Consider the following 23,643-nt stretch of genomic DNA (forward strand, 5'->3'; position numbering starts at 1 on the left):
GTTCCGGCCATCTGGGTCGTTCAGCGGCATTCCCAACAGCAGACGTAGGATACAGAGCTCAGGCGTTTAAGGTGGAGTGCGCCTTCGGATTGACGATCCGTCCCACCGGCATTCCATCAAAGTCCTCGTCATGCTCCTCGGAAAGTCCAAATGGGTCCGCATGGATCACAAGATCCGTATTCGGGAACACCTTGAGAATGCGGTCTTCGGCCCGTTCGATAATCACGTGCGCTTCAAGCAACGACTGTCTGGGCTCAAGCTCCATGTGCATTTGTACATGGAGGAACGGACCCGAGTTCCGAGTTCGGAACTGATGAACCCCAAGCACTTCTTCGTCGTTTAAAGCGAGTCGGATTAGCTCCTCCCGATCCGCATCGTCGACCTCCCGGTCGAGCAGTTCGTGGGATGCTTCACGCAAGACATCGATCGCGCCTTTAACAAGCCAGAAAGCGACAAGGAGGCCTGCGAATGCGTCCCAACGGGCATCATTCGTCAATCGAGCAAGTCCGAGGCCTACGACAGCAGCAGCGTTCGATACGAGGTCGGCCAGATAGTGGGCACGGTCTCCTTTAATCGCGACCGAGCGCGTACGTTCGATCACGAGCGCCTGCGCCTTCACCAAGGCCAAGGTCATGAAGATCGAGACGAACATCACCGCGATTGCGCCACCTTCGGCAGAAACCGGCTGTGGATGGAAGAGATGATCGACAGCCTCCCGGCCAATCAGCGCAGCTGACGCGAACACAAGACCAGCTTGCAGAAAACTGGCGAACGCCTCGGCCTTCCCGTGGCCATAACGATGTTCGGCATCGGCGGGCGCCACTGCGACGCGCACTGCCCAGAACGTACCCATGGCGGCGATGAAGTCCAGCCCGGAGTCAGCGGCCGATGCCAGCAGCGAAACGGATCCGCTAAACCACCATACCCCTGTCTTCAGCAGCATCAGCGACAAGCCGACGCTGACCGACATCCATGTGATCCGAGCAGTAAGTTTTGCCGCCTCATGAGCGGCAAGCCGCATCGGCTGCTCCGGTGGAACCTGCCTATCTGTCATTGCGAAAACTCCAAGCCGAGACATCGTGACGGACCCGACGGGAACCGGCCTTAGCCCCGCCAATCCGTCGGTCTCGCTTGACGATCAATCGACCGCCTGCCGGTGCCACGACCGAAGTCGAGTATGTTGACACAGGCTCCTCGTTGAAGAGGCCGCTACTCCCCGAGCGCGATCGAGCACATAGCTGATCTTGAGGGGATGGCAAAGGCCAAGGCACGTTGAGCCACGACGATGGGGGCATAGCGGACCTTCGCTTATCCACCACCTTCAGCCATACAGCTCCAGATTTCGGGCGATCGCTATGCGGACTGGAGACGCATCTGGGCGAATTGCGAGACCCTTCGTCGGGTGGTTCGGTCAAATACTTGGTAACTTCAGCGAGGACGTGCTCGATCCGGGAGAGGCGAGACATTCCAATGATCGCAGTCAGGAGGAGATTGCGAAGAAACACCTGCATCCGCCACAGCGACAGTTGCGTTCCCGAACGGGGCTGCAGCGAAGGGTCGCACGCGAAGGTGTCGGAAACCGCCTCGTCAATTATCAACCCAAGAATGAAATGAGCGGCAAGCCAAGAGCGGGCAAGCTCCCGGTCACGGGCCGGAAGCGCATCTATCCCGAGCCCGCTCTTTAGACGCTTGAATGCCAGCTCGATCTGCCAGCGCAGGCGATACGTCTCGGCGACCTCCTCGGGCGCCATGTCGAATGCAGATATCGAGGTCAGCAGTAGCAAGAAGCCGGCGGATGCCACTGTCGAAGGTTGCGGACGCGGTGCCGTCCTTTGCTTTTTCCTGTGGGCGGCTCGTATCACTTCTTGCGCTCGTGCCGTTGAAATGTCGTCCTTACGCCGGACTATAAGTCGAGCGCGAAACGTGGAGGTGCCGCGCAACCCGCCGTTTGGGCCGGAGTGATCAACCAGCACCTCATGCTGCGCGAGTTAACCCGCCGCATCCCGGCATAGTTGCCCGTGCCTCAATCTCAAGCGTCAAGTCAGTTAGGAGATTTTCCAAATTGGAACGGCTATCAAGGAAGCCCGTACGCCCGAACTCACCGGCAATACGAATGCAGAAAACGTCGCGAGGACAGCGAGCGGCTTCAGGTGGGTCGCTGCCATGCCTATCGTTCGCATCGTGACGAACTAAGGTTCCAAGTGGTCATGGCAGAACTGGCGTGAGATCACCGGCCGGTGGTTGTCCGGAAAGTGCTTAACATACGCCCCAATGCTTCTTCAATTTGGGCCTCGGTAATGTTCGAGAAATCGGGTCGCATGATCATGGCGCGCATCACCCCAGCGAAAGCGTTGGTCAGCACGAAAGCATCCGCTTCGTTGATCGCTGGGGCAGGGGCTGAACTGTCGGGTGACGCAAGCCATGTCAGCACCTCTTCGATTAACGGTGCCATTCTTCTAGCGCCGCCCGTGAGCAGATACTCAATGATCAGGCGATGGACGCGGCGGCGGTTACCAAAGCTGGCGGTGATCGCTTGGATAATCCGTCCTAAGCGCTCTTGGGGCAAGACCGCCGATCTGTTCTGAAGCTCCGTCATCACGCGTTCGCAGAGCGCTGTCAGCTCGCGGTCCGCAAGCATATCGAGGACGGCGTTTTTGTCCGGAAAATATTGATAAAGCGTGCCGATGCTTACGCCTGCCGTTTCGGCGATCGCGTTGGTGGTCAGCATTGGCATGCCACCCCTGTCGAGGAGACGCATCGCAGCTTCCAATATGAGTTCGATCTTTTGCTTGGCGCGCTCCTGGCGTGGCAGGCGGGGTGCAGGCCGTTGAATATCAAGATCTTTCATGCCGACCTCTGCTGACCTTGAACGCGAGTACGTAGATGTGAGCATTGCTCGTATATTCCGGTAATCGCCCGACAAGATGGAGGCAACCGCCATGACCAATGATCAGCCTGCAACCGATATGTCTTCACGCGAGAACTGGCACGGAGCCTTCGCCGCCTTGCGTCGGCTACTCGCCGACGCGAACGATACGGCACAGGTTTTCCAGATCATGCGCGCTCTGAACGGCGGCACTGCCAAGGCCGGTTACGATCGGCTGCTGCGCTCGGCGGAAGGTGGCCGCATCGCTTATCAGCGGGTCGAACTCGCCGAGCGCTTCTCCGACCCTGATTTTCTAAGCCGGTTCCCGCCCGGCAGCATAGGCGCTGCCTATGCCGACTTCCTGCGCAAGACCGGCTATTCTGCGCAAGGGCTCGTTGCGATCAGTCGCGCAGGCGGCTCCGAGCAAGCGGTTGAGCATCCCTATGCGTGGTTCGGTCGTCGCACCCGCGATGTCCATGACATATGGCATATCCTCACCGGCTACCGTGCCGACGATCCGCTCGGCGAAGCCTGCCTTGTCGCCTTCTCTTACGCGCAGACAGGAGGGCTCGGCTGGGCATTGATTGCGGTCGGTAGTGCGCTCAAGGCGCGGCGCGGACCGCTCGGCAAGGTGGGATTAGCAGCAATATGGCAAGGCTATCGCAACGGTCGCCGCGCGGCGTGGCTGCAAGGCGAAGATTACGAGCGCCTGTTCTCGGAACGGTTGAACACGGCGCGCGACCGGCTGCGTATCGGCGTCCCGACTGCTTATCGGATTGCCGATGAGCTGCGCGCTCGGAGCCGGGCCCACGGAAGCCTGCAAGATACCCCTGTCGCTACCAATTTTCGCTGAGGGGAGCGCTGGCCGTGCGCTTGAAGATCCTCCTTCGATATCTGGCGGCGGGACTGTTCGTCGGCGGCTTCTGGTATCTGAACCGCGCCAAGCCACCTTATGAGGAGGTCTTGCGCACTCTCGCCGTATTCGCGCTATGGCTTCTGATCCTGAAAAGCCGGCTGAGCCATCGCTCGATCGAACTGCACTTCTTTCCTGCCTTCGCCGGCAAAGCCGCGATGATTATCATCGCGGCACTTGCAGAAACGCCGTTGAGAGCTTGGACCGACAACCCGGCGCTGCCCGTGGCCATCGGCTTGGCACTTGCCGTCGCCGGGCTGGGTCTCGTTGGTCACCCTCACTTCTTCACGCATCGAGGTTCGGTAAGCTGATCAAGTAGGTGGGCACTGCCCAGCGTGCCTGTAACTGTGATCGCTTCTGAATGCCGTATTTGCACTGTCGCTCACATTGTATATTGGTATACCAACCAAATATGGAGGTAGGGCGCATTGGACCGACGGGAGAAGATTGTCGAGGCGGGTTTGGCTGTCCTACGCGAGCACGGTTACGCGGGCTTCACGCAGCTCCGCGTCGCCACCCTTGCAGGGCTGCGCCAGAGCCACCTGACATACTATTATCCCACCCGGCTCGACCTGTTGGGCGCTGTCGGGCACGCTGCGGTCGATCGCCAGCTGGCGGCCGTTTCAGCGGTACTCGCAACTGCGGGCACAATGAATGAACTCGCGGAGCTGATGGCGGAGATTATCTGCCGGCATGATAACACGCGGGTGCTTATGGCTTTGGCCCAGGCTGGGGACGATCAACCCCAGTTCAATTTGCTGTTTCGCGAGCTTGCGACGGGCTTTGTCGATCGTCTGATCACATCGCCTTGCCTTGCCGGGACTGAGCCAAGCGCGGATGCAGCGCGGCTCATGCAGGCGTTGGTGACTGGATTAGCGGTCGTCGAACTCGCGACCGGTCGGCCGGATTGCCAGCAGCGAGTACGTCACATGCTCCATCTCGCTTTCGACCTCATACTTACAGCCTCGCGCACCGGCCAAGGTACGGCTCAAACCCAATCGGAAGAAACGCTATGACCAAGCCAGTCCTCATAATCGGCGGTGGTCCGGTTGGCATGACCATGGCAAGCGAGCTCGTTCGCTACGGTTTGCCTGTCCGGATCATCGACAAAGCGGCCCACCGCACTGACAAGTCGAAAGCCTTGGTATTGTGGAGCCGCACATTGGAACTGCTCGATCGTGGGATGGGGGCAGAGCGCTTTGTCGAGCGGGGTTTCAAGGTCGATGGCGTCACGTTCGCTCAGGGCGACAAGGAGGTTGGACACGCCTGCCTGGACACGATCGACAGCCGTTACAACTATGCGCTGATGATCCCTCAGTCCGAGACGGAGCGGTTGCTGGAGGAGTATCTGGCCGAGCAGGGCGTCACAGTCGAGCGCGAGACGGAAGCCACCGCTTTCGCGATCCGAGATGACGGAGTATCGGCTGTTGTCCAAAAAAATGACGGCACGAGCGAGACGATTGAGGCTGAGTGGCTGATCGGCTGCGACGGGGCGCACAGCATCGTGCGGCGAACGCTCGACCTGCCCTTTGTCGGTGAGACAAATACGAGTGATTGGATGCTCGCTGACGTCCACATGACCGGATACCCACGTTCTGATCGCTCAATGTCGATCTATTGGCACCGTGACGGCGTGCTGATCTTCCTGCCGATCACCCCAGGTCGCTATCGCCTCATCGTCGACGTGCCACGTTCGCCGGGAGATCAGCCGCTCACGCTTTCCCTCGAACAGATGCAGTCCTTGGTGGACCAACGCGGCCCGGCCGGTACTAGGTTGTTCGATCCCGTGTGGCTGTCAGGGTTTCGCATCAACGAGCGGAAGGTAGCTGAATATCAGCAGGGCCGTATATTCCTGGCCGGCGACGCGGCGCATATTCATAGCCCCGCAGGGGGACAGGGGATGAATACAGGGATGCAGGACGCCTTCAACCTCGCCTGGAAGCTAGCGCTGGTGTTTCGCCAGGCTTGCCGCCCCGCTCTCCTCGAGACGTATTCCCATGAAAGAAGTCAAGTCGGCGACGCTGTGCTCAAGAGCGCCGGTCGGCTTACCGCCGTGGCGACTTTGCGCGATCCCGTTGCTCAGGCGCTTCGGAACCTGGCTGGACATGTGTTGCTCGGCTGGGAGAAGGTGGGACACGCTCTGGCAGAACAGATGTCCGAAACGACGATCCACTATCCGGAGAGCGCTCTCAACGGTACTGGGCGCTCCGCCGATATACAGCCGGGCGAGCGCTTTGCACCGCGCGAGTCCGAGCGGCCTGCGGGCACGGGAGATGACCCGCGCTTTGTTCTGCACGCCGTTACAGGTCCGATGGCTACCGACCTGACAAGCCGTTTCCCGGAGTTGATCGACCCGATCCTGCGTCCGCTCGTTCCGGGTGCCGCTCTAACCCTTGTGCGCCCGGACGGTTATGTATCAGTCGCTAATAACGACCCGGATCATGTCACCGAGGTGTTGGAGCGTTTCGGTCGACATTCATGAGACGAGAGATGGGTTCACGAACGGCTGGATCTGGCGACAGCTGTCGTTCAGAGTAGGGTGCTTGGACGGCGGCATTGTCCCATGCCCGGTCGATCGGTTCCGGAAGCAGTAGACCGGATATCGCCGTTTCCCTGAGGTGACGCGAACGTCCAAATCTAGAAGATCTAAGGCTCGATGTCGGGGTTTATGGAGGACCGTGACCGTTAGACGGTCGCCCAGGCGGAAGACTGGGCGATCGAAGGAGCCGAGCAGCGGCGCGCCAGCGTGCTCACTACTGAGGATCGCACCTGACATGTTGGACAAGGGCGTGCCTTTGGTGGGCATTCCGACCATCCGGTGGAGCGTGGCAGTGACAAGCCATACGCCGTTGAAGCGTAAGGGATCGAACAGAGATTATTTTTGCTCACTGTTCGAAGCGTCTGAACGATGCGACCCAGCCTTTACGATGTTGTGACATCAACCGGCTTCAAGAGCACCGGTCCAGCCGCCTGCCGTCGCGACGTAGAGGCGTGCGACATTGAGGAACTGGCGGGTCCGTGCAAGTACCAGTCCGTTACTTGACCGCTGGTATAGCCGCTCGGTCTCCAGCACCTGGATGATGCCGGAGTTGCCGACTTCGAAACTTCGCTGAGAAAGCCGACGCGAGCGATTTGCCACCGAGACTGACTCCTGCTGGTTTGCGACGGAACGCGCATCGCTCTGGATCGCGGAGAGCAGATCGGCGACCTGCCCGAACGCGGTGAGGACGGTCTGCTGGTACGTCGCTTCGCTTGCCCTGGCGCGTTCGATCGCGGCGGCGCGCTGCGCCTTCAGTGTCCCGCCGTGGAAGATCGGCGCGGTAACGCCGGCAAAGATGTCGTACCCTCGGAACGCGCTGCGGACGAGATCGCCGATGTCGGGAGCGCCCTGCGTCACCGTCGCGCCTAGCGTGATGTCGGGATACAGTCGCGCGGTTGCGACGCCTATGCTCGCCGTTGCTGCGTGGAGGTTGGCCTCGGCCTGCAGGATATCGGGCCGGCGGTGGACGAGTTCGGACGGCAGCGCGACCGGGATCGACCCAGGCAGCCGCAGCGACGAAAGGTCGAAGTCGGCTGGCCCCAGATCCGCAGGCGCGACGCCAACAAGGATCGCGAGCAGATGCCGCGCCTCGGCAAGCTGTTGCTCAAGTTGGGGAATGTCGCCACGATCGGCGGCATATTGATTTTGGGCGTTCAGCACCTCGACGAATGTGCCTTCGCCGCCGAGCCGGCGCTTCTGGGTCAGATCGACGTTGCGAAGATCGTCGGTGAGCAGCGCGTTGGCGGTGGCGATCTGCGCGCGGATCGCGGCGATGCTCAGCACCTGGTTGACCACTTGACCAGCGATGGAGAGATGCGCCGCTTCCGTCTGGCGCTGCTGCGCCTCGACTTGCGCGGCGCTCTGTTCGACCTGACGGCGCAGGCCGCCGAACAGGTCGAGATCGTAGTTGATCCCGCCGCCGACCGAATAGAGGTGGAACTCCGGATTGGCCCCTGTGGCGAGTGGATTGTCGCCCGCAAAGCCAAACGCGGCGAGGTTGACCTGCTCCTGCTCGACGCGTGTATTGGCGTCGATCTGAGGCAGTCGCCGACCAGCTACCGCGCGCAACTGGTCCCGCGCCGCCGCTAGCGTCGCGTTGCTCGCGGCGAGATCCCGGTTGTTGGCGATTGCCCGGTCAACCAGCGCGTCGAGCTGCGGCGAGCCGAACGCGCTCCACCAGCGCCTGGATGGACCGGCGACCATCATGACCTGCGGCGCGTTCGGTAGCGTGTGCTGTTCGCGCGCGGACAGGTATGCGGTGGCAACCGGGGCGGCTGGCCTCGCGAAGTTCGGGCCGACGGTGCAACCGCCAAGGATGGAGGCGGCGAGAAGTAGAAGAGGCAAGCGCATGTGACGTCAGTCCATATGGATGGTCGGTCCATCACCCGCATTCTTGCGCGGTCCGCGCATCAGCAGCAGGAGAGGGATCACCGCGAGGGTGAGGAGGAACAGCATCCAGAACGCGTCGATGTACGACACCATCGACGCCTGCCGCGTGATCTGCGCATTCATCGCAGCGACTGCGGTCGGCACATCGAAATCGAAACCCTGCGGCAGCAGCGGGTTGTCGGGCTGGATGCCTTCGTTCAGGCGCGAATGGACGGCGGCGGCGTTACGGATCGTCATCGCCTGCAACACGGAGATGCCGACTGCGGAGCCGATATTGCGCGTCAGCGTGAACATCGCCGCGCCTTCGTTGCGATACTTCACGTCGAGCGTCGCGAACGCGATCGTCGTGAGCGGCACGAACACCAGCCCGGTGCCGATCCCCTGTATGAACCCAGACAGGATCACCAGGCGTTCGCTCATCCCGAGCGAGAAGCCCGACATGATGCGCAGTGAGAATGCCGCCAGCGCGAAGCCGACGAAGATCAGCAGCCGTGCGTCGACGCGCTTGATGATCCGCCCAACGATCATCATCGAGATCAGCGTACCGATGCCACGCGGCGCGGTGACGAGGCCGGTCAGCACCACCGGGTAGCCCATCAGCGTTTCCAGCATCGTCGGCAGCAACGCCAGTACCCCGAATAGCACGGTGCCGAGGAAGAAGCCGAAGATCGAGCCCGTAAGAAAGTTGCGATCCTTAAACATGCCGATGTCGATGAAGGGCTTGCGTGCGGTCAGCGTGTGCACGACGAACAGATAGCCGAAGAACAGCGCGAGCGAAGCCTCGATGCAGATTTCCAGCGAACTGAACCAGTCCTTGGTCTGGCCACGGTCCAGCATCAACTGGAAGGATCCCAGCGCCAGCGCCAGCATCGCGAAACCGAAGATGTCGAGCCGCGGCCGCGCCGCATCCTTCGTCTCGGTGAGGAACCCCGACAGGCCGATAAACGCGAGCGCGCCGATCGGCAGATTGATGTAGAAGACCCAGCGCCAGGACAGATTGTCGGTCAGCCAGCCGCCGAGCGCCGGGCCAATGATTGGCCCGAGGATCGCGCCCATGCCCCACACCGCCATCGCCGGGCCGTGGCGTTCGGGCGGGTTGATGTCGAGCAGGATCGCCTGGCTCATCGGCACCAGCGCCGCGCCGAATACGCCTTGCAACAGGCGGAAGCCCACCAGTTCACCAAGGCTATCGGCGAGGCCGCACAGCCCCGAGACAGTCGTGAACCCGACGATCGACCACAGCATCAGCCGCTTGCGCCCGAACCGTCCCGCCAGCCAGCCGGTCAGCGGCGTCATGATCGCCGCCGCGACGATGTAGGAGGTAAGAACCCAGGTGATCTCCTCGCTCGACGCCGACACGCTGCCCTGGATGTGCGGCAATGCGACGTTTGCGATTGTGCTGTCGAGCGAGTTCATCACCGTCGCTGCCATCACCGATGCAGTGATGAAGTTCCGGGCCGCGGGTGCCGGATAACGGCCGGTCATCGCGTCGCCGTGGCAGCACCGAACAGGTGGCGCTGATGACCCGTGTCCACCGTCGCCTCGACGCTCAGCCCGGCGTGCAGCGGGATGTCGCGTGGCACGGCATCGATGCTGAGTTCGATCGGTAGGCGCTGCACTACTTTCACCCAGTTGCCGGTCGCATTCTCGGGCGGCAGCAGCGCGAAGCTGTTGCCGGTGCCGGGACTGAAGCTCGCCACGCGTCCGGTCAGTTTGAGATCGGGAAAGGCGTCGACCTTGAACGTCGCTCGCTGGCCGACGCGCATGTGGTTGAGTTGATCTTCCTTGAAATTCGCTTCCACCCACAGCCGCGTGCCTGCCAATGTGAAGACCGGCTTCGCCGCCGTCACGTAGCTGCCGATCTGCAACTGATCGACCTTGGTGACAACGCCCTCTTGGGCGGCACGGACGACGGTGTAGCCGAGATTGAGCCTGGCACGCTCCAGCGCCGCCTGCGCGCGCTGCACCGAGGGCTGGCGATCGGTTGGCGCAGCGACGTTGCCGGTCAGTGTCGCGGCGACGCCGGCATTCTGCTGTACCGATGTCTCGATCTGCTGCCGCGCGGTCTGCACGGCGAGTTCCGCCTGATCGTATTGGTTTTGCGACGAAATGCCCTCGGCTAGCAGCGCCTTCTGCCGTGCCGCCTCACGGATCGCATAGTTCAGCCGGTCGCGCCCGGCCTGCAACGCCGCCTCACCCTCGCGGTAGCTGGCGCGCACCGACGCCACTTGCGTCTGCGCCGCGGCGAGTTGCGCGGCGGCTTCATCGACCGAGGCTTGGTACGGCGCCGGATCGATGCGGAACAGCACGTCACCGGCATGCACGCGTTGGTTGTTGCGCACCCCGATCGCCACCACCGGCCCGCTGACGTTGGCGCTGACCGAGACGAGGCCCGACTGAATGTAGCCATTGTCGGTCGCCTCGTACCGGCCGCCGCTCAGGTAGAAGTACAGACCGACTATTACCGCCACGACTGGCGCGAGCAACAGCAGCGGCATTCGCAGGCCTCGGCGCCGCTGGGGTGTCGCGTCGACGGCCTCGGGCGCCGGCACCGGCTCGACCAGCGGTGCAGAGTCTTCCAAGGCGGCGTGATCGGACGAATGCCCCGAAAAGTCTTCCAAGCCCAAGATCCTTGCTCATTTAGCGCGGCGGCCGTGATCCCCGGAGATGACCATTATCAACGGGATGCCATCGGAACCTTTGCGACTCCGTCAGAAGATACGCAAGCAAATAGTACGTTAGCTTACTATACGCTTGCGTGGAGATAGAGATCACTGGATAGAGCGGGGGGTATCATCATACCGACCAGGAACGATCCGCCCATCATGACCAGCGTAGCGATAGCAGAGAACGGGCACGAACCAGCGGCGGGCCGCAGTTTCGCCTCTCAAGTGGCGCTTATCCTCAAGCTTTTGCGCAAGCGCTTCGACGAACGCGCGGGCAGTATCATGCTTTCGGATGGCAAGCCGCTAACCCGTGCGCAGTGGCGCGTACTCGCCGCGATCCATTTGCGCGAGGGGGCGACGCAACGCGAAATCTCCGAGACGTTAGATATCGGGACGGTTGCCACAGGCCAGACGATTGATCGGCTCGAAGAAGCGGAATGGATCGAGCGCCGCACGGACCGGTCGGACCGTCGCGTTCGACGCTTATACGTCAAAGCACCGGCGATGCCCGCGCTGGAACGTCTGGGACTGCTTAGCGACCGCGAAGAAGAGGCGGTGATGATCGGCATATCTAACGAGGACATGCAGAGGCTGTCGCTGCTGCTTGAGACAATTATTGATAATCTCGGCGCTAAGACTTCCGTCTGAAGCCCAACTCACATGTTCGGATAATTCGGGCCGCCGCCGCCCTCCGGCACCACCCAGTTGATGTTCTGCGTCGGATCCTTGATGTCGCAGGTCTTGCAGTGGACGCAGTTCTGCGCGTTGATGATGAACTTCGGGTCGCCCTCCGCCTGTCCGACGATTTCGTACACGCCGGCCGGGCAGTAGCGCTGCGCCGGTTCGTCGAACATCGGCAGGTCATATTCCACCGGCACGTTCGGGTCGCGCAGCGTCAGGTGGACGGGCTGGTCCTCCTCGTGGTTGGTGTTGGACAGGAACACCGAGGAAAGCCGGTCGAAGGTCAGCACGCCGTCGGGCTTCGGGTATTCGATCGGCTTGACTTGATCCTTGCGCCACAGGCTCTCGTGATTGGCGTGGTGCTTCATCGTGAAGGGCATCCTGATGCTCCAGCTCTCCAGCCACATCGTCGCGTTGGCGAGACCGGCGCCGACGATCTCGCCGAACTTCTCGACCAGCGGCACGACGTTGCGGACGATCGAAAGCTCCTTCTTCACCCAGCTCGCCTCGAACGCCTCCGGGTAAGCCGTCAGTTCGTCGTGCGCGCGTCCCGCCTGTACCGCCGCGAATGCCGCCTCGGCCGCCATCATGCCCGATTTCATAGCGGTGTGCGTGCCCTTGATACGCGGCACGTTGAGGAAGCCGGCGCTGTCGCCGACCAGCACGCCGCCCGGGAAGGTTAGCTTCGGCAGCGATTGTAAGCCACCATCGCTGATCGCACGCGCGCCGTAGGAGACGCGCTTGCCGCCCTTCAGCAGCGCGGCGTCCAACATCATGTGACTTATAATCGATCTGGGAACGATTAGGTTCGGCACATCATATCGAAGGAATGCAAAATGACCCAAACCGTCCTGCTCGTCGGCTCCACCGGCATGCTCGGTGGGCGGATCGCCGCCACTTGGCCGATGATGCTAGCGCCCGTCTCCGGTTGCTCGTGCGCGACGCTTCGAGCAACAAGCTCGCCGACCTTCGGATCCGCGAGGTGGAGATCGTCGAGGGCGATCTGTCCGACCGCGCATCGCTCGACCGCGCTACCACCGGCGTCGACGTCATCGTCTCCGCGGTCCAGGGTGGGCCTGATGTCATCATCGAGGGCCAGCTCGCGCTCGCCGAAGCCGGCAAGCGCAACGGCGTCCGCCGCATCTTGCCGTCCGACTTCGGGCTGGACGTGTTCAAGGCCACCCCTGGCGAGCACGCTGCGTTCAACATGCGGGCTGAGGCCGACGCGCGAATCGCGCAGCTCGGTCTTGAAAGCATCCATATATTGCAGGGCGCTTTTCTTGATCTTTTCGCGCCGGGCTCGCCGATGATCGACTATGACAAGGGCGTCGTGACCTTCTGGGGCGACGGCAACAGCCCCATCGAGGCGACCAGCGTCGAGGACACGGCGCGGATGACGGCACGCTTGGCGCTCGACCGCGGGGTACCGGGTGGCAAGTTCGCCTTCTACGGCGACCGTCTGTCGTTCAACGAGGCTGCCGACGTTGCGGAGACGCTCACGGGGAAGACGTTCGAGCGTCGCTCGCTGGGCACGGAAGGGGCGCTTCGCGCGGCGTTGGCCGCTGCCGATGGCCAGGACAAGATCATGTTGGGATATGCGCTCTATATGACGAACGGGCAGACTGCGCTCAGCAATGTGCAGAACGGTCGTTACCCCGAAATCCGCCTTCAAACCTTCAAGGGGGTTTTGGCCGACCGGCTCAGGAGCTGAACTCCGACCTGCGGTTTGCGTCGACCAGCCCACGCACGATGGACCGGATCACATCCCGGGCACTCGCGACGAGGTCGGCGTCCGCCACTTCGCCCGCGGTCCAGAATGACAGCACGCCACGGAAACCGAACGCGAGTTGTCCGGGTAGCGACTGAAGCGCCTGGTCTCGTGCCTCAGGCGCGAGACCATCGCCGTTCGCCAGGGCGAGCGACCACAAGGCCTTCGATCGCGACCGAGCCTCACCAGCGACGGGACCAGCCGTGCCCAACCAGCCCATCACCGAGCGATTGACGACCGCTTCCTCCAGCATGACCTCGGCCGCAAGTCGGGCCGCAAGAAGAACCCGATCGACGGCGTCGCCGGCATGCGCCGCGTCCCTGTACCGCTTCTCCATCGCATCGACCCGTCGTCCGGCTACCGCGTGCATGATCGCTGCCTTGCTGCCGAACTGATTGAAAGGCGTGGCAAAACTGACCCCTGCTTCCATAGCCAGATCGCGCATCGAGAACTCGGCCTTGCCCTGGCGCAGCAGCCGCTCAGCCGCGTCGATCACACGCTGGCGCAGCGGCTCGCCCCTGAGCGCCGATGAGGATGTTGGCTGACCCTTGCTCTTCGTCATATCGCTATCTATATCATGATATACGCAACGTGTCTCGCGGAGTTAGACCATGCTCGGAGCAGCTTCTAAAACTTTTCTCATCACCGGCGTGAGTTCGGGGCTCGGCCAAGCCTTTGCCGAAGGTGCGCTGGCGGCAGGGCATCGCGTCATCGGGACCGTGCGCCGGTCCGAGGACGCAGAAAGCTTTGCCGCAATGGAGCAGGATCGTGCGCATCCGCTGGTGCTCGACGTCACCGATTACAATGCAATCCCTGCGGCCGTCACCGACGCCGAACAGCGCGTGGGCACAATCGATGTTCTCGTGAACAACGCCGGCTACAGCCACGAAGGTGTGCTGGAGGAATCCTCGATTGACGACCTCCAGCGCCAGTTCGCCGCCAATGTGTTCGGACCTGTGGCGATGATCAAGGCGGTGCTGCCGGGGATGCGGGAGCGGCGACGCGGCCACATCGTCAACGTCACCTCAATGGGCGGCTTCATCACCATGCCGGGGATCAGCTTCTACTGCGGCAGCAAGTTCGCGCTTGAAGGTATCTCGGAGGCGCTCGGCAAGGAGGTCGCGAGCTTCGGCATCCGCGTGACGGCGCTGGCTCCCGGTCAGTTCCGCACCGACTGGGCGGGGCGATCGATGGACCGCACTCCACGCAGCATCCCCGACTATGACGCGGTCATGGATCCGATCCGCGCCGGCCGCCAAGCCAAGAGCGGCAATCAACCGGGGGTCCCCGCCAGGGCGGCACAGGCTCTGCTGGCCCTGATCGAGGCCGGGGAACCGCCGGTGCGCCTGTTCTTTGGCGCCGACGCGCTGGGGCTGGTCGAGCAGAAGCTCGACACGATGAAGGCCGAGATCACCGCTTGGAATGCGCTGTCGCGCTCGACAAGCTTCGCCGCCTAATTGCGGCACCACAACGAGATGGAAATATGCCCATGAAGTTTCTTGTCCTGCTGACGCCGGCGGAGGGGAAGATGATCGAAGACTTCAAGCCGCACATGGTGCCCGAGATCGAAGCGGTCTGGACATCCTACCTCGGCGACGAGCTGCGCGAGTTCTATTTCTCCAAGGACCCGCAGATCGTCACGCTGATCTACGAGCTGCCAGCTCTCGAAGCGGTGCACCATGCAGTCGATGCGCTGCCGATGGTGGAGGCCGGCCTGCTGGATCGGCAGGTCGTCCACCTCGGCCGTTCCACCAGATCGCGGCGCTGTTCGCCAAGCCGGCCGGCTGACGTGACCCGCCGCCGATCGGTGCGGCACGTCGCGCCGCCGTCCGAAAGCATGATCCATGACTGGTATGCGGGTGCCTTCTTGCTCGACAGCTACGCTGTCACCGCAGCAGACGACGGCGCGACGATGCGGGCGATCGCCGAGCGTGCACTCGGTTCGCCGCCCGGATGGTTCAAGGGGCTCATGAGCCTCCGGGACGGCATCATGGGCCCCCTCGGTGTGCGAACGTCGAACGATCTGCGGCGCATTCGAGGAAATGGAGAGAGGATCGATTTCGTCCCGGTGCTCGGCGAAAGCGCCGACGAGCTGGTGCTAGGCGAAGACGATAGTCACCTCGATTTTCGGCTCTCGCTGCTTCGTCGGCGTGGACCGGATGGAGCGAGGCTTATCGCCACGACCGTGGTCCGCACACATAACAGGCCTGGCCGAGCCTACATCCATGTAATCCGGCCGTTTCACGTCCTCGTCGTGCGCGCGACATTGGCGGGCGCTGTGGCGCAAACCTAAGCATCGGAGGCGAAATTGCAGTTCGATACTAAGGTCGGATCCTAGTGCTCGAGGGTCTGGCGACCTGGCAGAAGCTCAACGTCACCGCGTTCCTCGCAACCGGCATCGCGGGCGCAGCCCCCAAAGCCATGGGCGAGCCGTATGAAGACGCCGATGGCCACCGCTTCGCGCGACTGTTTGGGCAGCCGATGATGATCTATGCCGTCAGCGCCCCGGATCTTGCCCGTGCGCATCGCCAGGCGATTGAGCGTGGTCTCGTATCCGCAGTCTACGTCCGCGCCATGTTCTCGACCGGCCACGACGATGCAAACCGGGCGGCATTCCTAGCGGAACCCGCGGGCGTTCCGGACCTCGTCGGGCTGGCGCTGCGCCGTCCGAAAAGGGATGTCGACAAAGCGATCAAAGGCGCGAAGCTGCATCCCTGATACACCATCAACATATTTAACGAAGATATCTGGCCGTTTACTTCTTTGCCGCGATCGACCGCCGGGACTTTGATACCTACGCGCAATATGAAGCGCAGGGCTTCTCGAGCTGTAGATCGGCGCCGAAGGCGGGATCCCACCTTTAAGCACAGCAACTACCGGCGATGATTCGGAAGGCGGGTAATAACGGTGCCCGATCGGCGCCGATTGGCCCTCCCGCCTGTATTAGGTTCGAAGCAGGTTCAGTGGCTTGGCCGAAATCTGCCGGGGTTTCGCTTTCAGCGCCGATCCACACCCGGCCGTCAGCCACCTATAAACACCGGTCGCGTCACGGTTGGCGATCTTGGTTTCTATCGTCCACGACTGCGGCTAACTATGACGGCTTTCAGCCGAGCCGGTCGTTCGACAAGGCGGATGGGAATGGCCGCTATGTCCCACGATTCGTCGATCAGTTCCGGAAGGAGTCGGCCAACTCAAGCTGTTCGCGAGGTGCGCGCGGATGTCTGCTCCTGCCAGAACCCGCTACTCGTTTCATTGAGCGGTCTCGCAGCGGTGTGCCAACATTCGCCGTTCGGCGAGCGGGTCGTTAACTCCAGAAACGACCGCAGCAAATCTCCCGTGACAATCGGGGCTGCTCGCGTCGAGAAATCCTTCGGTATTACAACTGGCGAACATCTTGGAATAGATTTACACTAGCTCCCGTAATCGCGACAGTGGGGGCACTAGGTGATGACGAGTCTAACCATAGCGCGGGGCTCTCGACGGACGGTCGGTCGTCCCTTCTATCTGACGATGTCACTCGTAATGGCTGCCGTCATAATTGGAGGGTTCTCCCAGACAGTTCCGGACGATTTCGCGCAAAGACCAGGCCTGCCGTTTCTTCTCCATATCCACGGCGCAGTCTTTACTCTTTGGGTGCTGCTCTTCGTGGCACAGCCGGCCTTCATCGCGCGGGGTTCGATTGCACTCCATCGCAAAATCGGGTGGTTTGGTGCAGCGCTGGCGACAGCAATGCTGGTGATGGGGGTGGCGGCAACCCTCTACGCGATCCGCTACGACTTCGTGCCCGGCTTCTTTCCGCGATCGATTTTCCTCGTGATGAATCTGATCGGGATTTGCGTCTTCGCCGGCCTCGTTGCCGCAGGCATCGCCATGCGCAAGCGCGCCGAATGGCACAAGCGCCTGATGCTATGCGCAACAATCTCGATCCTGGGGCCCGGTCTTGGCAGGTTGCTGCCGATGGGTCGTTCGGCGCTGCAGCCCCGCTGGTGATGTTCGGCGTCATCGCGCTTTTCGCTTTCGCCGGACCCGTTGCCGACGTGATCGTACGGCGCCGTATTCATCCAGCATATTATTGGGGCGTGTCGACGATCTTGCTGAGCATGATCGTAATCGGCCCGATCGCGTTTTCTCCGCTCGCGAATGCCCTGCTCAAGGCCATCGGTCGGGTAGCATAGCAAACGAAGCCGTTGGTACGGCCAGCGCTCGAGAGGTGCTGTTGCACCATGCTTAGGAAAGGAGGCTATCATGAATCCGAACAAAGCGCTCTGGGAGAAAGGCGATTTCACGCGCATCGCCGAGACGATCCGCGATAGCGGACGAATTCTCATCGATGGACTCGACGTGGGCCCCGGCATGGAGGTGCTCGATCTAGGGTGTGGTGACGGTACCACCGCGTTACCCGCGGCCGAACTGGGCGCCAACGTCCTCGGCGTGGATATCGCCAGCAACCTGGTCGCGGCCGGCCGAGCGCGCGCCGCCGCGGCGGGACTTTCCAAAATCAGCTTCGAAGAGGGCGATGCGTCAGACCTGATGAACATCGCTGATGAGCGGTTCGATCTGGTGGTGAGCATCTTCGGCGCGATGTTCGCGCCGTGTCCGTGCGATGTGGCGCGCGAGATGGTACGGGTGATCAAGCCCGGGGGCAGGATCGTCATGGGGAACTGGATCCCTGGCGATCCTACGCTCGTGGCGCAGGTTCTCAAGATCAGCGCTGCTTATACACCGCCGCCGCCCGAAGGCTTTGTCAGCCCAGTTTCCTGGGGCGTCGAAGCCAATGTCCGCGAACGGTTCGAGGCAGCCGGGATTGCTCCCGACCAAATCAGTGCGACGCCGACGACCTGCATCTTCACCTACGACGGTTCGCCTGCCGAGCTGCTGGACCTGTTCCGGCACTATTACGGTCCGACGATGAATGCCTATGCCGCCGCGGAAAGCGCTGGACGAACAGAAGATCTGCATGCCGAACTCCGAACGCTTTTCGAACAGCAAAACCAGGGTGGTGCAGACAACACGGTTATCCACGCCACGTTTCTGAAAGTTATCGTTCGGAAATAAGCCAGGCATATCTACAGATTGAAAGCGCGCGATACGGATTTCGACCGCCGATCGTTCCTCGGCCTTGGCATGGCCGCGCTCATCGTCATCAACTCGGTCAGCCCAGGCTATGTGAGAACTGACCTGACTGGGCACAACGGTTTCATGACGGCTGAGGAAGGGGCAAAGCTGCCACTGCAATTCGCGCTGCTTGGAAAAGACGCTGTGTCCGGGCGTTTCGTAGAGGCTGGTGACACGCCGTGGTAGCCCTCCGCTGATTTCGCCTGTCGGTTTGGTCGCTGGTAGGGGCGTCCCCTAAAGAGCATTGTTGCGACGATAGGAGAAAGCGGCGGATGTGGCTGGTCGGCGATTCGGGGCGGATTGGGTGCGATGTTACCGCTTTCGAGGCGTCGAACCCAAGACGCCGATGGTCATGCTGCCGCGTCAACTGAGGCAGTCACCGCTTCCCAATGGTCCTTGGTACGGCTCCGCCGGCGCAGCGCCTGAGGAGGCTGGCCGTAGATACGGAGGCAGACCTTGCGCATACGATCGAGGTCGCCGAACCCGACCTTGAAGGCGATCTGGTCGAGCGGTTCCGTGGTACCCTCGATGCGCGGCAGCGCCGCCTCGCACCTGAGGCGCTCGACCGCGCGGGCCGGAGTCTCGCCGGTCTCGGCGGTGAACTGCCGCGCGAACTGACGCGGGCTGATCATCGCGACGTCCGCCAATTGCTCGACCGAAAGCCGTTCGCTCAGATGCGTCCTCGCATAGGCGAGCGCATCGCGGATCCGTCCGGGCTTGGGTTCCAGCTCGAGCATCGTCGAGAACTGCGACTGTCCTCCGCTGCGACGGTGGTATACCACCAGATCCCGAGCGATCGCTTTGGAGGTCTCGATCCCGCAATCCTCCTCGATCATCGCTAGCGCAAGATCGATGCCGGCGGTGATCCCCGCCCACGTCCACACATCGTCTTCTCGGACGAAGATCCGGTCGGCGTCGACCTTGATCTTTGGATGCCGCCGCTGAAGCTCGCCTGCGTAGCGCCAGTGCGTCGTCGCGCGCCGCCCGTCCAGCAACCCTGCGGCGGCAAGAAGGAACGCCCCGGTGCAGATGCTTGCCTTACGTCTGGCGCGCGGCGCGATCGTGCCGACGAGATCGGCGGTCTCGGTCTGGCCATACAGGATGTCAGTAGTGGGTGCGCCGACGACCAGTAGCGTGTCGAGGTGATACGCTGACGGCGGTGCAACTGTGTCGATCGCGACGTGGGATGAGCCGCGAACGAGACCTCCCGTGGCCGAGACGATGTGCACCTGATAGGCCGCCTGATGGAAGTCGATCGCGAGGTTGAAGGCGCAGAGCGGGCCGCCGAGGTCGAGCAGCTCGAACCCCGGAAAGACCACGAACCAGATCGTCCTCGATACGCCGACGTCAGGCATCTATCACGTCCTTTTGGCAGGAATGAGCGGATATACGTCATTTCTGCCGCAACCTGTCCAGCGTAAAACCCTCTCATCAAGTGACCGGCCAGCGATGGCCAACCAAGATGGAGACTGACGATGACGACGATCTTGAACGTAGTTCTGGTTCATGGCGCATGGGCGGACGGCTCGAGCTGGGCGAAGGTGATCCCGCTCTTGGCCGCGAACGGCATGGCCGTCACGGCCGTCCAGCTGCCGCTCACCAGCTTCGAGGATGATGTGGCGGCGGTGCAGCGCGCGCTGGCGCTCGTCGCCGGCGACGTGGTGCTCGTCGGCCACAGCTATGGCGGCGCGGTGATCGGCCAGGCAGGCAACGATCCCAAGGTCGTAAGGCTTGTTTATGTCGATGCGTTTGCACCTGATGCCGGCGAGTCCGCTGGCGCGCTGTTCTCGCAGTTCCAGTCGGCGCCGCTGGGAGCCGAACTGCGGCCCGACGCGGAAGGCTTTCTGAAACTCAGCCATACTGGCGCGTACGACCTGTTCGCGCAGGATCTTGACGAGGCCGAAAAGGCGATCGTCTATGCGACCCAGGGCCCCGTCAACGGTGCCGCGCTCGGCGGTACGCTGAGCGAAGCCGCATGGCGGACCCGTCCGACCTTCTATCTGATCGGCGACGAGGACCATGCGATCCCGCGGGCCGAGCAGGAGCGCATGGCAGAGCGGATGAACGCTACTATCGCCCATGTAAGCAGCAGCCACGTGCCAATGCTCTCCCAGCCGGCCGCAGTCGCGGATATTATCCTGAAAGCTGCTGCCTGACGGCACCGGACCCGAATGACGCGGGCGGCCGGCCGATGCCGCCGCCCCCATTTTTTCCGAAAGGTCGTCTTTAATGATGCTCTCGGTCAACGGCATCGACTTGCACGTCGAGCAGCAGGGCGCCGGTTCCCCGGCACTTGTCCTCCTGCACTATTGGGGTGGATCGTCGCATACGTGGCGGCACGTAATATGCCGGCTGACGTCGGACTTCCGCACGGTGGCGATCGACCAGCGTGGTTGGGGCCGCTCGGCCGCGCCCGAAGGCGGCTACGCACTGGCCGACATGGCCGACGACGCGCAGGCCGTTGTCGAGGCTCTCGACCTCGAGCGTTACATCCTCGTCGGGCATTCGATGGGCGGCAAGGTCGCGCAGCTGCTCGCCTCGCGTCGCCCACGCGGACTTGTCGGCGTCGTCCTCATTGCGCCTGCACCGCCCCTTCCGTTGGGCTTGCCGCTCGCGGTCCGTGAAGGGATGGTGCGGGCCTATGACACCCGCGAGAGCATCGTCGCGACGGTCGACCAGGTCCTCGCGCCGGACGGCCTCGATCCGGACGATCTCGACGCCGTCGTCGCCGACAGCCTTGCAGGCGCGGCGGGCGCGAAGGAGGCTTGGCCGTTGTCGACGAGCCAGGAGAATATCGTGGCCGCGCTCGAACGTATCGAAGTTCCGGTGTTCATCCTGTCCGGGGAACACGACCGGGTCGATCCACCCGAAGTGCTCGAACGCGAGCTCTTGCCTCGCCTTGCACAGGCGCAGATGCATGTCCTCCCGCAAGTCGGCCATCTTCTGCCCTACGAGGCGCCGGAAGAGATCGCTGACCTGATGCGAGCCTTCGCACTATCGCTGACAGGCGCCGACCCCACCCGTCCTCTCTGCTACTGGTGCGGGATGTCGCTTGCCGCGGTCCCCAGCGCACGGCTCGGCCAAAAGCGTCTGGGAAGCAGCCCCGAGCGCGCCACGATCGAGAAGACAGAAAGAGACGAGGACGCCCGCTATGTTTGAGCCGGAAATTATCCGCATCCCGATCCTGCCGCTCGGCATGGTTAACGCGCATTTGGTTCGAAGCCCAGGCGGTTGCATCCTGGTAGACGCGGGCATCCCCGGCTCGGAGCGAAAGATCGGGCGGGTGCTCTCCCGACACGGCCTGTCGTTCGCCGACATCAAGCTGATCGTAGTAACCCATGCGCATACCGATCACGCCGGCAGCGCCGCCCGAGTGCGCGCGCTTTCTGGCGCGCCCATTCTCGCACATGAAGCGGACGCTGATTTCTACAGCCGCAAGCGGCCGATGACTTTCTGCCCGACCGGCCTGGTAGGCAGGCTGTTCATCAAGACGCCACTGCCGCATCAGCCCTATGAAGGCTTCGTGCCCGATATCATGATGCGGAACGGCGACGAGATGCAGCTCTCCGACTTCGGAGTCGACGGAGTCGTCCGCCATACGGCCGGGCACACGCCAGGGTCGATCGCGGTCGAACTGCCGTCGCACGATGCGCTCGTCGGCGATTTGGTCGCGTCCGGAATCCTGATCGGGGGCTTAGCGTTCACCGGTCATGCCATTCGACCTCCATTCGAAGACGATCCGGCGCGAGTTTCCTGCGAACTGGAGGGCTTGGTGCAGAGGGGTGCTCAGCGCTTCCACATGGGGCATGGCGGCCCACTCGGTGCAGGCGAGGTGGCGCGACACGCGCGGTCTCTGCCTGGCGCGTCTCGACACCATTGCTCGGACGACTAATGCGGGCGTTGCGTAACGATATCGGGCGGTCTCAGGCCGCCGCTGATTGAAGGTGAAATGATAAGCCGGCGTCCGCTTCTAGGAAGTGCCCTCTTGATGTTGAATGGCCGAACTGGGTCAGAGCCGACGTGCCGCCGGGGGCGGGTCTCGACCAGATAACGTCATTAAAATCATCTCCGGTGCATGTCCGGTCTGGACGGAAGCTGCCGATTACGGGGGTCAAAGCTGCCCTTCCGCAGTCGTCCAGTAGCGGACAATCCGAGGACCTAGGGGTGACCAACGGTTGCTTACCGGTTAGGTAAGACCGCTAATGGCGATCGGAAGTCCATCAGCCTTCAGGAGAGTATGTGTGCTTTTTCACACCATGATCGGATCGAACGACATCGAACGGTCCAAGCGCTTCTACGACACGGTGCTCGGCACCTTGGGTGCAGGGGAAGGAGCGCGGAACATCGCCGACAGCGGTCATACACGTCTGATCTACAATAATGGCAACGGGACCAACTTCATCGTCAGCCAGCCGATCAACGACGAACCGGCAAGTGTCGCCAACGGCAGCACCGTCGCCTTTTCTTGCGACTCGCCCGAGCAGGTGAAGCAGCTTCACGATACTGCCGTTGCTGCTGGCGGAACCTCGATCGAAGCTCCGCCCGGACCGCGCGAAACTGCCTCCATGGGCACCATCGAACTGGCCTATTTTCGTGACCCCGATGGCAACAAACTGTGCGGAATTCATTTTCCTGCCTGATCCGTCCGTCACAGGGCCGCTTCTGACCCTAGCGGCCTTCGATCATGCGATCCTGCGAATGCCCGCTCTCCACCAGGGCAGGACATTCCGAAGCTCCCGCGCCGCTCGGGTCGCCCGAAAGCCGAACGGCGGCTATCGGGAGGAAAGGCAGCCGGACGGCAGTCGCCCAATCCAAGCCGTAGAAGGGGCCGAGCGGTGATTCTGGAAGCGGACGTTCGCGATCCGTACCGCCCGACGCCATCAAATGAGATAGCCTGTCCGTCTGTCGACTGACCACTTCCGAGAAGCCGGTTAGGAACAGTAGTCGTACTGCTCGCCGTGATGGCTCACCTCCGGCTGACGACCCTTCGCGTTTCTTGTTCGGACACTCTCGGCAAAACAATGGTGAAGCGCGTTTGAAAGAACGGAACGGCGTCATAGAGGCCGGTTTGGCCAAACTGATTAACGAATATCTTTCCGCCGAAATGCTGTTCAACAACTGTTTTTGCTGCGTAAAGTCCGATGCCGGAACCAGTTCGATTTGTAGAAGCGGCCGCTGCACCCCGGAAATTTGGTTCAAATATTT

The 23,643-nt window shown here is 62.2% G+C and carries 25 protein-coding genes, 2 pseudogenes and 1 riboswitch; of the genes and pseudogenes, 17 read left to right on the forward strand and 10 right to left on the reverse strand.

The features are described 5' to 3' along the window. Positions 1-58: 58 nt before the first annotated feature. The 3 genes and pseudogenes from L8F97_RS21145 to L8F97_RS21150 all read right to left on the reverse strand — a co-directional run bounded on the left by L8F97_RS21145 (position 59) and on the right by L8F97_RS21150 (position 2,848). Positions 59-1,054, reverse strand: coding sequence for a cation diffusion facilitator family transporter (locus tag L8F97_RS21145; RefSeq protein WP_242154554.1), 996 nt, complete (start codon positions 1,052-1,054; stop codon positions 59-61). A 17-nt stretch (positions 1,055-1,071) separates the two neighbouring features. Next, positions 1,072-1,220: riboswitch (yybP-ykoY riboswitch) on the reverse strand. 396 nt (positions 1,221-1,616) lie between these two features. Beyond that, positions 1,617-1,973 (reverse strand): annotated as a pseudogene (locus L8F97_RS23070) (transposase); the annotation flags it as partial. A gap of 254 nt (positions 1,974-2,227) precedes the next feature. Then, positions 2,228-2,848: a TetR/AcrR family transcriptional regulator gene (locus L8F97_RS21150; RefSeq protein WP_242154555.1), complete on the reverse strand. Its 621-nt coding sequence runs from the start codon at positions 2,846-2,848 to the stop codon at positions 2,228-2,230. A 91-nt stretch (positions 2,849-2,939) separates the two neighbouring features. Between L8F97_RS21150 and L8F97_RS21155 the strand changes: the two genes are divergently transcribed. From L8F97_RS21155 to L8F97_RS21170, 4 genes are all read left to right on the forward strand, one after another. Further along, positions 2,940-3,719, forward strand: coding sequence for a Coq4 family protein (locus L8F97_RS21155; protein WP_242154557.1), 780 nt, complete (start codon positions 2,940-2,942; stop codon positions 3,717-3,719). 14 nt (positions 3,720-3,733) lie between these two features. Beyond that, entirely contained in the window at positions 3,734-4,090 is a 357-nt protein-coding gene (locus tag L8F97_RS21160; protein ID WP_242154559.1) for a hypothetical protein, read from the forward strand. 117 nt (positions 4,091-4,207) lie between these two features. Next, complete coding sequence (locus L8F97_RS21165) at positions 4,208-4,795, forward strand: TetR/AcrR family transcriptional regulator (RefSeq protein ID WP_242154561.1); 588 nt, start codon at positions 4,208-4,210, stop codon at positions 4,793-4,795. Continuing rightward, a complete protein-coding gene (locus L8F97_RS21170) occupies positions 4,792-6,261 on the forward strand; it encodes an FAD-dependent monooxygenase (protein WP_242154563.1) in 1,470 nt (489 codons plus the stop codon). Before L8F97_RS21165 ends, L8F97_RS21170 begins: the two co-directional genes overlap by 4 nt. 456 nt (positions 6,262-6,717) lie before the next feature. Here the strand turns inward: L8F97_RS21170 and L8F97_RS21175 are convergent, their stop codons facing one another. From L8F97_RS21175 to L8F97_RS21185, 3 genes are read right to left on the reverse strand one after another with little or no spacing between them, the layout of a single operon-like run. Next, a complete protein-coding gene (locus L8F97_RS21175; protein ID WP_242154564.1) occupies positions 6,718-8,169 on the reverse strand; it encodes an efflux transporter outer membrane subunit in 1,452 nt (483 codons plus the stop codon). A gap of 6 nt (positions 8,170-8,175) precedes the next feature. After that, positions 8,176-9,693 carry a DHA2 family efflux MFS transporter permease subunit gene (locus L8F97_RS21180; protein WP_242154566.1) on the reverse strand — a complete coding sequence of 506 codons (1,518 nt, stop codon included), beginning with the start codon at positions 9,691-9,693 and terminating at the stop codon, positions 8,176-8,178. Next, a complete protein-coding gene (locus L8F97_RS21185; RefSeq protein WP_242154568.1) occupies positions 9,690-10,835 on the reverse strand; it encodes an HlyD family secretion protein in 1,146 nt (381 codons plus the stop codon). Before L8F97_RS21185 ends, L8F97_RS21180 begins: the two co-directional genes overlap by 4 nt. Positions 10,836-11,033: 198 nt before the next feature. Between L8F97_RS21185 and L8F97_RS21190 the strand changes: the two genes are divergently transcribed. Next, the gene (locus L8F97_RS21190) at positions 11,034-11,522 is read left to right on the forward strand and encodes a MarR family winged helix-turn-helix transcriptional regulator (protein WP_242154569.1); all 489 of its coding nucleotides are present in this window, start codon (positions 11,034-11,036) and stop codon (positions 11,520-11,522) included. An 8-nt stretch (positions 11,523-11,530) separates the two neighbouring features. On the opposite strand, the pseudogene L8F97_RS21195 reads toward L8F97_RS21190, so the two are convergent. Further along, a pseudogene (locus L8F97_RS21195) lies at positions 11,531-12,310 on the reverse strand (electron transfer flavoprotein-ubiquinone oxidoreductase); the annotation flags it as partial. Between the two features lie 143 nt (positions 12,311-12,453). On the opposite strand from L8F97_RS21195, the gene L8F97_RS21200 reads away from it, so the two are divergent. Then, positions 12,454-13,266: an NmrA family NAD(P)-binding protein gene (locus L8F97_RS21200; protein ID WP_242154571.1), complete on the forward strand. Its 813-nt coding sequence runs from the start codon at positions 12,454-12,456 to the stop codon at positions 13,264-13,266. Here the strand turns inward: L8F97_RS21200 and L8F97_RS21205 are convergent. Beyond that, positions 13,256-13,885: a TetR/AcrR family transcriptional regulator gene (locus tag L8F97_RS21205; RefSeq protein WP_242154573.1), complete on the reverse strand. Its 630-nt coding sequence runs from the start codon at positions 13,883-13,885 to the stop codon at positions 13,256-13,258. The two genes, L8F97_RS21200 and L8F97_RS21205, sit on opposite strands and share 11 nt — an antisense overlap. A gap of 49 nt (positions 13,886-13,934) precedes the next feature. Here L8F97_RS21205 and L8F97_RS21210 point away from each other — a divergent pair, with 49 nt between their 5' ends. The 7 genes from L8F97_RS21210 (at position 13,935) to L8F97_RS21240 (ending at position 18,624) form a co-directional block, all read left to right on the forward strand. After that, positions 13,935-14,780 (forward strand): oxidoreductase, encoded by an 846-nt coding sequence (locus L8F97_RS21210; RefSeq protein WP_242154575.1) that lies wholly within the window; start codon positions 13,935-13,937, stop codon positions 14,778-14,780. 26 nt (positions 14,781-14,806) lie between these two features. After that, a complete protein-coding gene (locus L8F97_RS21215) occupies positions 14,807-15,616 on the forward strand; it encodes a DUF2867 domain-containing protein (protein WP_242154577.1) in 810 nt (269 codons plus the stop codon). A gap of 44 nt (positions 15,617-15,660) precedes the next feature. Then, positions 15,661-16,041: a DUF2000 domain-containing protein gene (locus L8F97_RS21220; protein WP_242154579.1), complete on the forward strand. Its 381-nt coding sequence runs from the start codon at positions 15,661-15,663 to the stop codon at positions 16,039-16,041. Positions 16,042-16,845: 804 nt separating this feature from the next. Continuing rightward, on the forward strand, positions 16,846-17,313 hold the full coding sequence (locus L8F97_RS21225; protein ID WP_242154581.1) for a hypothetical protein: 468 nt from the start codon (positions 16,846-16,848) through the stop codon (positions 17,311-17,313). After that, entirely contained in the window at positions 17,313-17,498 is a 186-nt protein-coding gene (locus L8F97_RS21230; RefSeq protein ID WP_242154583.1) for a hypothetical protein, read from the forward strand. The genes L8F97_RS21225 and L8F97_RS21230 overlap by 1 nt, the downstream gene beginning before the upstream one ends. A 70-nt stretch (positions 17,499-17,568) precedes the next feature. Further along, on the forward strand, positions 17,569-18,378 hold the full coding sequence (locus L8F97_RS21235; RefSeq protein ID WP_242154585.1) for a class I SAM-dependent methyltransferase: 810 nt from the start codon (positions 17,569-17,571) through the stop codon (positions 18,376-18,378). Positions 18,379-18,396: 18 nt separating this feature from the next. Further along, positions 18,397-18,624: a hypothetical protein gene (locus L8F97_RS21240; RefSeq protein WP_242154587.1), complete on the forward strand. Its 228-nt coding sequence runs from the start codon at positions 18,397-18,399 to the stop codon at positions 18,622-18,624. A 164-nt stretch (positions 18,625-18,788) separates the two neighbouring features. On the opposite strand, the gene L8F97_RS21245 is transcribed toward L8F97_RS21240, so the two are convergent. Beyond that, positions 18,789-19,793 (reverse strand): GlxA family transcriptional regulator, encoded by a 1,005-nt coding sequence (locus L8F97_RS21245; RefSeq protein WP_242154589.1) that lies wholly within the window; start codon positions 19,791-19,793, stop codon positions 18,789-18,791. A 120-nt stretch (positions 19,794-19,913) separates the two neighbouring features. Here L8F97_RS21245 and L8F97_RS21250 point away from each other — a divergent pair, with 120 nt between their 5' ends. From L8F97_RS21250 to L8F97_RS21265, 4 genes are all read left to right on the forward strand, one after another. Further along, the gene (locus L8F97_RS21250) at positions 19,914-20,594 is read left to right on the forward strand and encodes an alpha/beta fold hydrolase (protein WP_242154591.1); all 681 of its coding nucleotides are present in this window, start codon (positions 19,914-19,916) and stop codon (positions 20,592-20,594) included. 73 nt (positions 20,595-20,667) lie between these two features. Then, positions 20,668-21,597 (forward strand): alpha/beta fold hydrolase, encoded by a 930-nt coding sequence (locus L8F97_RS21255; RefSeq protein WP_242154593.1) that lies wholly within the window; start codon positions 20,668-20,670, stop codon positions 21,595-21,597. Beyond that, the gene (locus tag L8F97_RS21260) at positions 21,590-22,330 is read left to right on the forward strand and encodes an MBL fold metallo-hydrolase (RefSeq protein ID WP_242154595.1); all 741 of its coding nucleotides are present in this window, start codon (positions 21,590-21,592) and stop codon (positions 22,328-22,330) included. The genes L8F97_RS21255 and L8F97_RS21260 overlap by 8 nt, the downstream gene beginning before the upstream one ends. Positions 22,331-22,679: 349 nt before the next feature. Next, entirely contained in the window at positions 22,680-23,078 is a 399-nt protein-coding gene (locus L8F97_RS21265; protein WP_242154596.1) for a VOC family protein, read from the forward strand. A 326-nt stretch (positions 23,079-23,404) separates the two neighbouring features. On the opposite strand, the gene L8F97_RS21270 is transcribed toward L8F97_RS21265, so the two are convergent. Next, a partial coding sequence (locus L8F97_RS21270) for a hypothetical protein (RefSeq protein ID WP_242154598.1) occupies positions 23,405-23,643 on the reverse strand: 239 nt, incomplete at its 5' end.

This window comes from Sphingomonas sp. BAUL-RG-20F-R05-02, assembly GCF_022662305.1.
Taxonomy (GTDB): Bacteria; Pseudomonadota; Alphaproteobacteria; order Sphingomonadales; family Sphingomonadaceae; genus Sphingomonas.

Excerpts from the sequence above, each read along its gene's own strand:
- L8F97_RS21180 (WP_242154566.1), bottom strand. The coding sequence starts at position 9,693 with ATGACCGGCCGTTATCCGGCACCCGCGGCCCGGAACTTCATCACTGCA.
- L8F97_RS21155 (WP_242154557.1), top strand. The coding sequence starts at position 2,940 with ATGACCAATGATCAGCCTGCAACCGATATGTCTTCACGCGAGAACTGG.
- L8F97_RS21215 (WP_242154577.1), top strand. The coding sequence starts at position 14,807 with ATGCCCATGAAGTTTCTTGTCCTGCTGACGCCGGCGGAGGGGAAGATG.
- L8F97_RS21235 (WP_242154585.1), top strand. The coding sequence starts at position 17,569 with ATGAATCCGAACAAAGCGCTCTGGGAGAAAGGCGATTTCACGCGCATC.
- L8F97_RS21175 (WP_242154564.1), bottom strand. The coding sequence starts at position 8,169 with ATGCGCTTGCCTCTTCTACTTCTCGCCGCCTCCATCCTTGGCGGTTGC.
- L8F97_RS21260 (WP_242154595.1), top strand. The coding sequence starts at position 21,590 with ATGTTTGAGCCGGAAATTATCCGCATCCCGATCCTGCCGCTCGGCATG.
- L8F97_RS21210 (WP_242154575.1), top strand. The coding sequence starts at position 13,935 with ATGCTCGGAGCAGCTTCTAAAACTTTTCTCATCACCGGCGTGAGTTCG.
- L8F97_RS21225 (WP_242154581.1), top strand. The coding sequence starts at position 16,846 with ATGGCTGCCGTCATAATTGGAGGGTTCTCCCAGACAGTTCCGGACGAT.
- L8F97_RS21150 (WP_242154555.1), bottom strand. The coding sequence starts at position 2,848 with ATGAAAGATCTTGATATTCAACGGCCTGCACCCCGCCTGCCACGCCAG.
- L8F97_RS21230 (WP_242154583.1), top strand. The coding sequence starts at position 17,313 with ATGTTCGGCGTCATCGCGCTTTTCGCTTTCGCCGGACCCGTTGCCGAC.
- L8F97_RS21250 (WP_242154591.1), top strand. The coding sequence starts at position 19,914 with ATGACGACGATCTTGAACGTAGTTCTGGTTCATGGCGCATGGGCGGAC.
- L8F97_RS21245 (WP_242154589.1), bottom strand. The coding sequence starts at position 19,793 with ATGCCTGACGTCGGCGTATCGAGGACGATCTGGTTCGTGGTCTTTCCG.
- L8F97_RS21190 (WP_242154569.1), top strand. The coding sequence starts at position 11,034 with ATGACCAGCGTAGCGATAGCAGAGAACGGGCACGAACCAGCGGCGGGC.
- L8F97_RS21205 (WP_242154573.1), bottom strand. The coding sequence starts at position 13,885 with ATGACGAAGAGCAAGGGTCAGCCAACATCCTCATCGGCGCTCAGGGGC.
- L8F97_RS21145 (WP_242154554.1), bottom strand. The coding sequence starts at position 1,054 with ATGACAGATAGGCAGGTTCCACCGGAGCAGCCGATGCGGCTTGCCGCT.
- L8F97_RS21170 (WP_242154563.1), top strand. The coding sequence starts at position 4,792 with ATGACCAAGCCAGTCCTCATAATCGGCGGTGGTCCGGTTGGCATGACC.
- L8F97_RS21255 (WP_242154593.1), top strand. The coding sequence starts at position 20,668 with ATGATGCTCTCGGTCAACGGCATCGACTTGCACGTCGAGCAGCAGGGC.